This is a genomic window from Pseudomonas sp. GW823-FHT05G12, from assembly GCF_058795575.1.
On sequence record NZ_CM179501.1, the window covers coordinates 3,834,007 to 3,846,381 of the forward strand.

Annotated in this window: 12 protein-coding genes and 2 tRNA genes; 6 read left to right on the forward strand and 8 right to left on the reverse strand. The window is 61.4% G+C overall.

The genetic code is table 11. The features are described 5' to 3' along the window. Window positions 1–100: 100 nt before the first annotated feature. Both AC3RCM_RS17530 and AC3RCM_RS17535 read right to left on the reverse strand, forming a co-directional pair. Window positions 101–177: transfer RNA gene (locus tag AC3RCM_RS17530), tRNA-Val, on the reverse strand. A 171-nt stretch (window positions 178–348) separates the two neighbouring features. Then, window positions 349–425 (reverse strand) — tRNA-Val (locus AC3RCM_RS17535). Between the two features lie 203 nt (window positions 426–628). Here AC3RCM_RS17535 and AC3RCM_RS17540 point away from each other — a divergent pair. Then, entirely contained in the window at window positions 629–1,912 is a 1,284-nt protein-coding gene (locus tag AC3RCM_RS17540; protein WP_003250557.1) for an NAD(P)/FAD-dependent oxidoreductase, read from the forward strand. 111 nt (window positions 1,913–2,023) lie between these two features. Here the strand turns inward: AC3RCM_RS17540 and AC3RCM_RS17545 are convergent, their stop codons facing one another. Beyond that, window positions 2,024–2,758, reverse strand: a complete 735-nt coding sequence (locus tag AC3RCM_RS17545; protein ID WP_003250555.1) for a peptidase C39 family protein — start codon at window positions 2,756–2,758, stop codon at window positions 2,024–2,026. A gap of 166 nt (window positions 2,759–2,924) precedes the next feature. On the opposite strand from AC3RCM_RS17545, the gene AC3RCM_RS17550 reads away from it, so the two are divergent. Then, window positions 2,925–3,098, forward strand: a complete 174-nt coding sequence (locus tag AC3RCM_RS17550) for a hypothetical protein (protein WP_196766183.1) — start codon at window positions 2,925–2,927, stop codon at window positions 3,096–3,098. A gap of 129 nt (window positions 3,099–3,227) precedes the next feature. On the opposite strand, the gene AC3RCM_RS17555 is transcribed toward AC3RCM_RS17550, so the two are convergent. Both AC3RCM_RS17555 and AC3RCM_RS17560 read right to left on the reverse strand, forming a co-directional pair. Beyond that, window positions 3,228–3,980 (reverse strand): TerC family protein, encoded by a 753-nt coding sequence (locus AC3RCM_RS17555; protein WP_003250551.1) that lies wholly within the window; start codon window positions 3,978–3,980, stop codon window positions 3,228–3,230. A gap of 28 nt (window positions 3,981–4,008) precedes the next feature. Beyond that, the gene (locus AC3RCM_RS17560) at window positions 4,009–4,248 is read right to left on the reverse strand and encodes a hypothetical protein (RefSeq protein WP_003250549.1); all 240 of its coding nucleotides are present in this window, start codon (window positions 4,246–4,248) and stop codon (window positions 4,009–4,011) included. A 132-nt stretch (window positions 4,249–4,380) separates the two neighbouring features. Here AC3RCM_RS17560 and nhaR point away from each other — a divergent pair, with 132 nt between their 5' ends. From nhaR to AC3RCM_RS17575, 3 genes are all read left to right on the forward strand, one after another. After that, entirely contained in the window at window positions 4,381–5,274 is an 894-nt protein-coding gene (gene nhaR / locus AC3RCM_RS17565) for a transcriptional activator NhaR (RefSeq protein ID WP_004573709.1), read from the forward strand. Window positions 5,275–5,371: 97 nt separating this feature from the next. Continuing rightward, window positions 5,372–6,583: a serine/threonine transporter SstT gene (gene sstT / locus AC3RCM_RS17570; protein ID WP_064491376.1), complete on the forward strand. Its 1,212-nt coding sequence runs from the start codon at window positions 5,372–5,374 to the stop codon at window positions 6,581–6,583. A gap of 88 nt (window positions 6,584–6,671) precedes the next feature. Next, window positions 6,672–7,319, forward strand: a complete 648-nt coding sequence (locus AC3RCM_RS17575) for a YceH family protein (RefSeq protein ID WP_104887383.1) — start codon at window positions 6,672–6,674, stop codon at window positions 7,317–7,319. 4 nt (window positions 7,320–7,323) lie between these two features. On the opposite strand, the gene AC3RCM_RS17580 is transcribed toward AC3RCM_RS17575, so the two are convergent. The 3 genes from AC3RCM_RS17580 to ahpC form a co-directional block, all read right to left on the reverse strand. Continuing rightward, on the reverse strand, window positions 7,324–7,512 hold the full coding sequence (locus AC3RCM_RS17580; RefSeq protein ID WP_003250541.1) for a hypothetical protein: 189 nt from the start codon (window positions 7,510–7,512) through the stop codon (window positions 7,324–7,326). A gap of 1,224 nt (window positions 7,513–8,736) precedes the next feature. Next, a complete protein-coding gene (ahpF, locus tag AC3RCM_RS17585; RefSeq protein WP_409322514.1) occupies window positions 8,737–10,299 on the reverse strand; it encodes an alkyl hydroperoxide reductase subunit F in 1,563 nt (520 codons plus the stop codon). A 124-nt stretch (window positions 10,300–10,423) separates the two neighbouring features. Continuing rightward, window positions 10,424–10,987, reverse strand: a complete 564-nt coding sequence (gene ahpC, locus AC3RCM_RS17590) for an alkyl hydroperoxide reductase subunit C (RefSeq protein WP_003250537.1) — start codon at window positions 10,985–10,987, stop codon at window positions 10,424–10,426. A 321-nt stretch (window positions 10,988–11,308) separates the two neighbouring features. Between ahpC and AC3RCM_RS17595 the strand changes: the two genes are divergently transcribed. After that, a complete protein-coding gene (locus AC3RCM_RS17595; protein ID WP_064492460.1) occupies window positions 11,309–12,373 on the forward strand; it encodes a TerC family protein in 1,065 nt (354 codons plus the stop codon). Window positions 12,374–12,375: the final 2 nt, after the last annotated feature.

Sequence of the window (12,375 nt, forward strand, 5' to 3'; positions counted from 1 at the left end):
CTAGCACGCCGGGGTATGCCCGAACCGCGACCAAACGTTACACGCTGCTTCGGGCGCAAATGCAAAAAGGGCGATCATTTCTGATCGCCCTTTTTCGATTTGGTAGGCACAATTGGACTCGAACCAACGACCCCCACCATGTCAAGGTGGTGCTCTAACCAACTGAGCTATGTGCCTGTCGTGTGGTGCGCATATTAGTGGCCCGATGCGTACCTGTAAAGCTTTTTTTTGAGAAAAATCAAAAACTTTCGAATGCAGGCGCTTCGCGTCCAGACCGCGGTTTTCCGGCACACGCGCAATGGACAATGAAAAAAGGGGTGACCCTTTCGGATCACCCCTTTTTCGATTTGGTAGGCACAATTGGACTCGAACCAACGACCCCCACCATGTCAAGGTGGTGCTCTAACCAACTGAGCTATGTGCCTGTCGTGTGGTGCGCATTCTACGCATTACAAAAACCCTGTCAACACTTTTTTTCGCGCTAACCTACTGAATCTTAAACTCTTTATAGAGAGGCTGGCTAAGGGGGGACCCGTAAAGGATTTTCACCAGACGACTAGCGGGTGTTTATTATTATTGATAGCATCGGTACATTCGTTAAAAATATAAAACACGAGGTTCCTGCAGCATGGCTAACACCCCCTACCCCCAGTCCTACTACGCCGCCTCGGCCAACCCGGTGCCGCCACGTCCGGCGCTGCAGGGTGAGGTGGAAACCGATGTGTGCATCATCGGTGCCGGCTACACCGGCCTGTCCAGCGCCCTGTTCCTTCTGGAGAACGGCTTCAAGGTGAGCATCGTCGAAGCGGCCAAGGTCGGCTTCGGCGCATCGGGCCGCAACGGCGGCCAGATCGTCAACAGCTACAGCCGCGACATTGATGTCATCGAACGCACCGTCGGCCCCAAGCAGGCGCAACTGCTGGGCCACATGGCCTTCGAGGGCGGGCGCATCATTCGTGAACGCGTGGCCAAGTACAACATTCAGTGCGACCTGAAAGATGGTGGCGTATTCGCCGCCCTTACCAGCAAGCAGATGGGCCACCTGGAATCGCAAAAGCGCCTGTGGGAACGCTTTGGCCATAATCAGCTGGAGCTGATGGACCAGAAGCGCATCCGCGAAGTGGTTGCCTGCGACAGCTACATCGGCGGCATGCTCGACATGAGCGGCGGCCACATCCACCCGCTGAACCTGGCCTTGGGTGAAGCTGCCGCGGTCGAGTCGCTGGGTGGCATCATCTATGAGCAAACCCCGGCCGTGCGCATCGAACGCGGTGCCAACCCGGTCGTGCATACCCCGCAGGGCAAGGTCCGCGCCAAGTTCATCATCGTTGCCGGCAACGCCTACCTGGGCAACCTGGTACCCGAGCTGGCCGCCAAGTCCATGCCATGCGGCACACAGGTGATCACCACCGAGCCACTGGGCGAAGAACTGGCACGCACTCTGCTGCCGCAGGACTACTGCGTCGAGGACTGCAACTACCTGCTCGACTACTACCGCCTGACCAGCGACAAGCGCCTGATTTTCGGTGGCGGCGTGGTGTACGGCGCGCGTGACCCGGCCAACATCGAGGCGATCATCCGCCCGAAAATGCTCAAGGCCTTCCCGCAGCTGAAGAACGTGAAGATCGACTACGCCTGGACCGGTAACTTCCTGCTGACCTTGTCGCGCCTGCCACAGGTTGGCCGGATTGGCGACAACATCTACTACTCGCAGGGTTGCTCGGGCCACGGCGTGACCTATACCCACCTGGCGGGCAAGGTGCTGGCCGAGGCCCTGCGCGGCCAGGCAGAGCGTTTCGACGCCTTTGCCGGCCTGCCGCACTACCCGTTCCCGGGTGGCCAGATGCTGCGCGTACCCTTCAGCGCCATCGGTGCCTGGTACTACAGCCTGCGCGATCGCCTGGGCTTCTGATTCAGGCAGGCCTGGCCTCTTCGCCGGCAAACCTGCGCCCACACGGACTGTGCAATAAGCACAAATCCTGTGGGCGCGGGCTTGCCGGCGAAGAAGCCGGCACAGGCAACGCTATTCGTTCAGGCTATTGACCGCCTGCTTCGCCGCAATCTCTTGCCCGGCCTTGGCCAATTCATCCGCAGCATGCAACCACCGCTGGCGATCAACCTGGGCCGGCAGTTGCCGAGGTGGCTGCACCAGCACCGCCCAACTCCCCTGCTTCTCCCATGCCGATGCAAATTCATCGAATGCCATCACCTGCCGCCGGTGCATGCCCGAGCGCAGCAGCACCCGCTGCTTGTAACGGTCATAGCCCATCAACACCGCATAGCGCGGCTCGCTCCACCAGGCCGAACCGTCCTCGTAACGCAGCAGCACCGGGTTGCCCGCTGCCACCTGGGTCAGCAGCGCGTCCAGTTGCTTGTCCAGCGGGTACACCACCCTACCGTAGTCCCGCGCCACACGGGGAATAGCGGTATCCAGCGTTTCGGCGCCCTGAGGCAGGTTGAGCGGCTTATCCAGCAAGCCCGGCGTAATAGGCGCCCCCTGCTGCGACAGCACTGCCGCCAGCGCCATGGCCCCGCTGTGGTTGGCGTTGCCACGGTAGAACGGCACGCTGCTGATCTCGACTCGCTGCGGCAGGCCCTTGAGGTTGCCGGGCGGTGCGCTGGCGCAGCCGGCCAGGGTGGCAGCCAGCAGGCAGGCAGCCAGTAGCCGCCGGGGGGCAGCCTTGAAGGAATGTTGCTCCATGGACACTCGCTTGTTCCAACGCCAGGCAGGCAGCGCCCGGCTCTGGCCACCGATCATAGGTCCGACAGCGGCGCGGGTATAGTCCGACAGCGCCTTGGAGCGAATCGGCCCTAGAGATAGACCATTGTTCGATGGAACGTCACAGACGAAGGGCTAGACTAAAGCAGTGTCTGGAAGGTAAACGCGGCCCAATCAAGCGCTTGCCGCAAAGATGGAGGCACAGATGAGCCTGACCATGGCAATTCTCATGCTGGTAGGCATGTGGCTGAGCGTCGCAGCCGCCATGCTGTGGGGTGTACTGCGTATCGTGCGGCGTCATGTACACCACCTGCCACCGCAGGCACCCGCCAAGCCACAGCCAGTAAGGCGGGCGCGGCGGCATGCCGGGGTGAGCTAACCTCAGGATTTCCCGAAGCCCACTGACTGACAAGCCCGCTGCACAGGTATTCGCAATGTCAGTGCCACGCGAGGTACCTGTGGAAGCGGGCTTGTCCGCGAAAGGGACGCGAAGCGCCCCTTTTTTACATCAACCTTCAGCCGCCTCACGCTTCAGACGCGCTCGGCGGGCCAGGATGTTGAGGACCTCGATAGCCGTCGAGAACGCCATGGCCGCATACACATAGCCCTTGGGTACATGGGCGCCAAAGCCTTCGGCGATCAGCGTCATGCCGATCATGATGAGGAAGCCCAGCGCAAGCATGACCACGGTCGGGTTGTCGTTGATGAAGTTGGCCAGCGGGTCGGCGGCCACCATCATCACGATCACAGCCGTGATAACGGCGATAATCATGATGGGCAGGTGCTCGGTCATGCCCACGGCGGTGATGATGCTGTCGACCGAGAAGACGATGTCCAGCAGCAGGATCTGGAAGATCGCCGCAGCAAAGCCCAGGGTCACCGTGGAGGAGACTTTGGCTTCCTCCTTGGCGCCATGCGGGTCGACGTTTTCGTGAATTTCCTTGGTCGCCTTCCACAGCAAGAACAAACCACCGGCAATCAGAATCACATCCTTCCACGAGAAGGCGTTGCCGAACACTTCGAACACCGGGTCGGTCAACTGGACGATCCAGGCCACGGTGCTGAGCAAGGCCAGCCGCATGACCAAGGCCATGCTGATACCGATACGCCGCGCCTTGGAGCGGTACTCCACCGGCAGTTTGTTGGTCAGGATCGAGATGAAGATCAGGTTGTCGATGCCCAGTACAACTTCCATGGCCACCAGCGTAGCCAGGGCAACCCAGGCGGTTGGGCTAGCGGCGAGTTCCAGCAAATATTCCATTGTTCAAATCCTGCAGCAGCGGTTGGGGTCAGATTTCCTGGGTTTCTTCTTTCTTCTCGGCATCCTTGGGCTTCTGCCCTTCGCCGCCGATGGCTTCGCTCAGCGCCTGCTGGGCAGCCTTGTTGGTGTCGTCGATGGCCTGCTTGGCCGACTGCGCGGCCTGGTCGAGCATCTGCTGGGCGGATTTCTCGGCCTGGTCGCAGCCTGCCAGGGTGAACAGGGCCAAAGCCAGCACCAACGGGGTGCCTATGGATTTGAGTTGCAGCATGGTGTCCTCGCTTGAAATAACCCGGCGGCGCATGGCGCCTGATAGCCGTGCATTCTAGAGACGGCAATAGTTCAGGAAAATTCGTATTTTCATGGCATATACTTCGGTTTTTACGAATCGGAACGACCGACGGTGCTTAACTATCGCCAGTTGCATTACTTCTGGGCCGTGGCCAAGACGGGCAGCATCACCCGCGCCAGCCAACAGCTGAACCTCACCCCACAAACCATTAGCGGGCAGATCACCCTGTTCGAGCAAACCTACGGCCTGGAGCTGTTCCAGCGCGCCGGCCGGCAGCTGGAACTGACAGAAACCGGCCGCCAGGCCCTGGTGTATGCAGAACAGATGTTTCAGATCGGCAGCGAGCTTGAAGCCATGCTGCGCGCCGGCCCTCAGGAGCAGATCCTGTTTCGTGTGGGGGTGGCTGACGTGGTGCCCAAATCCATTGTCTACCGCCTGCTGGCACCGACCATGGACCTGGAGGAGGTGCTGCGCATCAACTGCCGCGAAGACAAACTTGAGCGGTTACTGGCAGACCTGGCTATTCAGCGCCTGGACCTGGTGATTTCCGACAGCCCCATGCCTAACCACCTGGACATCAAGTGCTACAGCCAAAAGCTGGGCGAGTGCGGGCTGAGCTTCTTCGCCACCCCGGCGCTGGCACAACGGCTTGAAGGTCCTTTTCCAGCTTGCCTGCAGGATGCTCCGCTGCTGGTTCCCGGCCAGGAGACCGTGGTAAGCAGCCGCTTGCTGCGGTGGCTGGGCGAGCAGCAGGTGCAGCCACGGATCGTGGGGGAGTTCGATGACAGTGCCTTGATGCAAGCGTTCGGACAGTCGGGCAGCGGCATTTTCGTAGCGCCCAGCGTAATCGCCGAGGAGGTGTGCCGTCAGTATGGCGTGCAACTGATCGGGCAGACCGAGGCCGTGCACGAATCGTTCTATGCCATTTCGGTGGAGCGCAAGGTCAAGCACCCAGGGATCGTGGCGATTACCGAGGGGGCCCGGCGGGAGTTGTTTCACTGGTAGCCGCAAAAGCCTGATTGACAAAGAACACGGCCCGACATGCGCCATAGGTGCTCTATGGTAAAGTCCGCCCTTTCCAGATTCCGAGATACCGCTGCACATGACCCCTTTCCTCCGCATCCTCAACCGCACCAGCCTGGTGACTCAGATCGTCATTGGCCTGCTCGCCGGCATCGCCCTCGCCCTGCTGGCACCTGCCATCGCCCGCGACCTGGCCTTTCTTGGCAAGGTGTTTGTCAGCGCCCTGAAGGCGGTTGCGCCCGTGCTGGTGTTCATCCTGGTCATGGCTTCGGTCGCCAACCATCGTCACGGCCAGGAAACCCACATTCGCCCGATCCTCTGGCTGTACCTGCTGGGCACCTTTGCCGCAGCAGTGGTGGCCGTGGTTGCCAGCATGCTGTTCCCGTCGCACCTGGCACTAAGCACCAGCGAAGCCACGCTGAGCGCGCCAGGCGGCATCACCGAGGTGCTGCAGAACCTGCTGCTGAGTGCGGTAGACAACCCGGTCAATGCCCTGCTCAATGCCAACTTCATCGGCGTGCTGACGTGGGCCATCGGCTTGGGTGTGGCCCTGCGCCACGCCGGCGAAACCACCCGTACCGTGGTCGAAGACCTGTCCACGGGTGTAACCCTGATCGTGCGCGTGGTCATCCGCTTCGCCCCGCTGGGCATCTTTGGCCTGGTCAGTTCCACCCTGGCCCAGTCGGGCCTGGACGCGCTGCTCGGCTACCTGCACCTGTTGGCGGTACTGATCGGCTGCATGCTGTTCGTGGCGTTGGTGATGAACCCACTGATCGTGTTCTGGAAGATCCGCCGCAACCCCTACCCGCTGACGCTGCTGTGCCTGCGTGAAAGCGGTATTACCGCGTTCTTCACCCGCAGCTCGGCCGCAAACATCCCGGTGAACCTGGCGTTGTCGGAACGCCTTGGCCTGCATGAAGACACCTACTCGGTGTCGATCCCACTGGGCGCGACCATCAACATGGCCGGTGCGGCGATCACCATTACCGTGCTGACCCTGGCCGCAGTGCATACCCTGGGTATCCAGGTGGACCTGCCGACTGCCGTGCTTCTCAGCGTGGTGGCAGCAGTGTGCGCCTGCGGCGCCTCGGGCGTGGCCGGGGGTTCGCTGCTGCTGATTCCGCTGGCGTGCAGCCTGTTTGGCATCCCAAGCGAAATTGCCATGCAGGTGGTTGCGGTGGGCTTCATCATCGGCGTGCTGCAGGACTCGGCCGAAACGGCGCTGAATTCTTCGACCGATGTGCTGTTCACTGCCGCGGCATGCCAGGCTCAAGAGCAGCGCAACGGCTAAGAGGGCCGGGGCCGCTTTGCGGCCCCAATTGCCTTACGCGATGGCATTACCTACCCTAGTGGCCTTTCCCCAGCCACGAGACAGGGCCATGTCAGAACACGAAACCGCAGGTGAAGGCCGCTTCAACAGCATCGAGATCCGCGTTCTCGGCTCGCTGATCGAAAAGCAGGCCACCAGCCCGGAAAGCTACCCGCTGACCCTCAATGCCCTGGTCCTGGCCTGCAACCAGAAGACCAGCCGCGAGCCGGTGATGAACCTCACCCAAGGCCAGGTCGGCCAGGCATTGCGCGCCCTCGAAGGTCAGGGCATGACCCGCCTGCAGATGGGCAGCCGTGCCGACCGCTGGGAACATCGGGTAGACAAGGCACTGGAGCTGGTGCCCGCGCAGTTGGTGCTGATGGGCCTGATGTTCCTGCGGGGCCCGCAAACCCTCAACGAACTGCTGACTCGTAGCAACCGCCTGCACGACTTTGACGACACCGAGCAGATCCAGCATCAGCTGGAGCGCCTGATCTCGCGGGACCTGGCCTTGCACCTGCCACGCCAGGCCGGCCAGCGTGAAGACCGCTACACCCATGCCTTGGGCGACCCGGCGGAAATCGAGGCGATTCTCGCTGCACGGCAGCAGGAAGGCGGCGCGCGCACCACTGGCGGCAGTGTGTCAGAAGACCGCATCGAAGCCCTCGAAGCCCGCATTGCGGCGCTGGAAGCGCGCCTGGCTGAGCTGGAAGGCTGAGCCGTCACGGCTCGGGGTCGGGGAAATTGCGGCAGCTCTTGCGCTCGGCCAGTTCCCGGTCAGTGGGGCGCTGGTCGACAAACACAGCGCGACCGTCGGCGTAGATTTCCAGGTAGCCCCAGTGCAGGTCCTGCTCTTGCTGCCCGGGCTTTGGGGGGACTAGCCACCAGGGTTCGCGGCTGATCAGGGTCATGCGGGTGATTCCTGAGGGGTTTACGTGTAAGCATAGACACCCTCGGGTTGATGCTTTGCTTGTACCGGCCCTTTCGCGGCTAAAGCCGCTCCTACACGACGGCCTGCGTCCAACCCCCGAGGTGTGTCCACCACCAATCTGCGTAGGAGCGGGTTTACCCGCGAATACGGTAGCGACGGCAACGGTGAACGACGGGTGGAGACTGGCCAGCAGGGACGGCCTCTTCGCGGGTGAACCCGCTCCTACGCGACGGCCTGTGTCCAACTCCCGATGTGTGTCCACCACCAATCTGCGTAGGAGCGGGTTTACCCGCGAATACGGTAGCGGCGGCAACGGTGAACGACGGGTGGAGACTGGCCAGCAGGGCCGGCCTCTTCGCGGGTGAACCCGCTCCTACGCGACGGCCTGCGTCCAACCCCCGAGGTGTGTCCACCACCAATCTGCGTAGGAGCGGGTTTACCCGCGAATACGGTAGCGGCGGCAACGGTGAACGACGGGTGGAGACTGGCCAGCAGGGCCGGCCTCTTCGCGGGTAAACCCGCTCCTACGCGACGGCCTGTGTCCAACCCCCGAGGTGTGTCCACCACCAATCTGCGTAGGAGCGGGTTTACCCGCGAATACGGTAGCGGCAACAGTGAACGACGGGTGGAGACTGGCCAGCAGGGCCGGCCTCTTCGCGGGTGAACCCGCTCCTACGCGACGGCCTGTGTCCAACCCCCGAGGTGTGTCCACCACCAATCTGCGTAGGAGCGGGTTTACCCGCGAATACGGTAGCGGCGGCAACGGTGAACGGCGGTTGGAGATTGGCCAGCAGGGCCGGCCTCTTCGCGGGTGAACCCGCTCCTACACGACGGCCTGTGTCCAACCCCCGAGGTATGTCCACCACCAATCTGCGTAGGAGCGGGTTTACCCGCGAATACGGTGGCGGCGGCAACGGTGAACGGCGGGTGGAGATTGGCCAGCAGGGCCGGCCTCTTCGCGGGTGAATCCGCTCCTACACGACGGCCTGTGGCCAACCCCTGATGTGTGGCCACCACCGATCAGTGTGGTAGGAGCGGGTTTACCCGCGAATACGGTAGCGGCGACAACGGTGAACGACGGGTGGAGACTGGCCAGCAGGTCCGGCCTCTTCGCGGGTAAACCCGCTCCTACGGGGATCTTCACAGTTTCAACAACTGCGCAGTCCTGTGAGAGCGGACTCAACCGCGAAAGGGCCGTACAGGCTTACGCCGGTGCCAAAGTCCGAATCAGGTGGTCAAAGGCCGCGAGCGACGCCTTGGCCCCCTCACCCACCGCAATGACGATCTGCTTGTACGGCACGGTAGTCACGTCACCTGCGGCAAACACACCCGGGATGCTGGTCTGGCCCTTGGCGTCGACAATGATTTCGCCACGCGGCGACAGCTCGACGGTGCCCTTCAGCCAGTCAGTGTTGGGCAGCAGGCCAATCTGCACGAAGATGCCTTCCAGTGCCACTTCGTGCTCTTCATCCGTGGTGCGGTCCTTGTAGCGCAGGCCAGTCACCTTCTCGCCATTGCCCAGCACCTCGGTGGTCAGCGCGCTGGTGATCACGTTGACGTTCGGCAGGCTGCGCAGCTTGCGTTGCAACACCGCATCGGCACGCAACTGGCTGTCGAACTCGATCAGCGTCACCTGGGCGACGATACCAGCCAGGTCGATAGCCGCTTCCACACCCGAGTTGCCGCCGCCAATCACTGCCACACGTTTGCCCTTGAACAGCGGGCCGTCACAGTGCGGGCAGTAGGCCACGCCGCGGCCGCGGTACTCCTGCTCACCCGGCACGTTCATTTCGCGCCAGCGGGCGCCGGTGGCCAGGATCACGGTCTTGGCCTTCAGCGAAGCGCCCCCCGCCAGGCGCACTTCGTGTAGACCGCCCTCGGCGGCCGGAATCAGCGCTTCACCGCGCTGCAGGTTCATGATGTCGACGTCGTACTGTTTGACGTGCTCTTCCAGCGCCGTGGCCAGCTTCGGCCCTTCGGTTTCCTGCACCGAGATGAAGTTCTCGATGGCCAGTGTGTCCAGCACCTGGCCGCCGAAGCGCTCGGCGGCAACACCGGTGCGGATGCCCTTGCGGGCAGCGTAGATGGCAGCCGCGGCGCCAGCGGGGCCACCGCCGACAACCAGCACGTCAAAGGCATCCTTGGCGTTGATCTTCTCGGCCTGGCGGGCGCCGGCGTTTGTGTCGATCTTGCCAAGGATTTCTTCCAGGCCCATACGGCCCTGACCAAACACTTCACCGTTGAGGTAGATACTCGGTACCGCCATGATCTTGCGCGATTCCACTTCGTCCTGGAACAGCGCACCGTCGATGGCAACATGGCGCACGTTGGGGTTGAGTACCGCCATCAGGTTCAGAGCCTGGACCACGTCCGGGCAGTTCTGGCACGACAGCGAGAAGTAGGTTTCGAAGTTGAATTCACCTTCCAGGGCCTGGATCTGCTCAATCACTTCGGCACTGGCCTTGGACGGGTGGCCACCGACCTGCAACAGTGCCAGCACCAGCGAGGTGAACTCGTGACCCATGGGGATGCCGGCGAAGCGCAGGCTGATATCGGCACCCGGGCGGTTCAGCGAGAACGAAGGGCGACGGGCATCGGTACCGTCCGCGCTGAAGGTAATGAGGTTCGACAGGCCGGCAATCTCCACCAGCAGGTCGTGCAATTCGCGGGACTTCGCGCCGTCGTCGAGGGAAGCAACGATCTCGATCGGCTGGGTGACCCGCTCCAGGTAGGTTTTCAGTTGCGATTTAAGCGTGGCGTCCAACATACGGGCGATTCCTTTTTCAAAACTCGGATACAAAAACGCCCAGGCGAGGTCGCCCGGGCGCTTGACGGGGCGGTAGGTATTTCAGCTTTGGCGGCTGCTTACCGCCCGCGTTATGGGCATGACCTTAGATCTTGCCTACGAGGTCCAGCGACGGCGCCAGAGTGGCTTCGCCTTCTTTCCACTTGGCCGGGCACACTTCGCCTGGGTGAGCGGCAACGTACTGGGCAGCCTTGACCTTACGCAGCAGTTCAGCAGCATCACGGCCTACGCCACCGTCGTTCAGCTCGACAATCTTGATCTGGCCTTCCGGGTTGATCACGAAGGTACCGCGGTCGGCCAGGCCAGCTTCTTCGATCAGCACGTCGAAGTTGCGCGAAATGACGTGAGTCGGGTCACCGATCAGCGGGTATTCGATCTTGCCGATGGTGTCCGAAGTGTCGTGCCAGGCTTTGTGAGTGAAGTGGGTATCAGTGGAAACACCGTAGATTTCCACGCCCAGCTTCTGGAACTCGGCGTAGTTGTCAGCAAGGTCACCCAGCTCGGTCGGGCAAACGAAGGTGAAGTCGGCCGGGTAGAAGAACACGACAGACCACTTGCCTTTCAGATCGGCTTCGCTGACCTGAACGAACTCGCCTTTGTGGTAGGCGGTGGCGTTGAAGGGTTTGACCTGGCTGTTGATGATTGGCATGAGAGACGCTCCTTCATGGGGTTGGAATCAGTTGATGGATAGAATCCTAACTAATCATCCCGCTGAAGGCTCATTGGCAAAGCTCATGCTTTCGATTGGTTTTGGCTATAACCGGGGCTACTTAATAGAAGGGAAAGGGCTGAGCAAAGGATTGCGGACCTGAGCTCTGCACTGGCAAAGAAATGTAACAGCTCCCCATTCGGCATCACGGGCAAACGGGTCTAGGCTCAAGCCCATGTGATACCGGGCCCCTCTGACGGCTGCCAAGCCGCCATGTCGGATCACTGTTGCCTTGCAACGTCGACATTCAAGGAGGGGCTCATGACAGCTCTGCAAGCATTCCTCACAACACCTGTCCTCGGTACCAGCGCCTGGTTGTGGCTGGTGTTCATGGCCATCGTCATCGGTTTGCTGGTGCTCGACCTGGGCGTGCTGCACCGCCACGACCGGGAAATTGAAATGCGCGAGAGCCTGCTGTTGTATTCAGGCTATTTCAGTGTCGGTGTACTGTTCGGCGCGGGGGTCTGGTACCAGTTGGGCGCGCAGTCGGCACTGGAGTTCTACACCGGTTTTTTGGTCGAGCAATCGTTGTCGATGGACAACGTGTTCGTCATGGCGATGATCTTCAGCTACTTCGCCATCCCCCGCCGCTACCAGCACCGCGTACTGTTCTGGGGCATCCTGGGCGTGGTGTTCCTGCGGGCCATCATGATCGGCGTGGGCGCGGCGCTGGTACAGAACTTTGCCTGGGTCCTGTACATCTTCGGTGCCTTCCTGCTGTTTACCGGGGTGAAAATGGCACTGTCGAAGGAAGACAGCCGCCCAGACCTGGCCAACAACCCGATCCTCAAGTTCGTGCGGCGGCACATGCGGGTTACCGACCAGATCCATGGCTCGCACTTCTTCGTACGCCACACCCCGGCCGGGCACAGCAAGGCGCTGCGTTATGCCACCCCGCTGTTTCTGGCGCTGGTACTGATCGAACTGGCCGACCTGGTATTTGCCGTCGACAGCGTGCCGGCGATCTTCGCTATCACCCAGGACCCGTTCATCGTCTACACCTCCAACATCTTCGCCATCCTCGGCTTACGCTCGCTGTATTTCGCGCTGGCGGCGCTGATGCACCGGTTCGTTTACCTCAAGTACGCACTGGCGCTGGTGTTGATCTTCATTGGCTGCAAGATTTTCTACCACGGCATGGTGGGCAAGGTGCCGGCGCTGCTGTCGTTGGGCGTGACATTCGGGTTGTTGCTGGGTGGGGTGGTGATTTCGTTGATCAAGACGCGGGGGCAGACGTTGAATAAAGACGACAAGACGATAGAAAAAGCAGCTAACGATAAGAAAACAACGGGACAAAAAAAGAATGACCCACAGTTACGGGTCTGAGT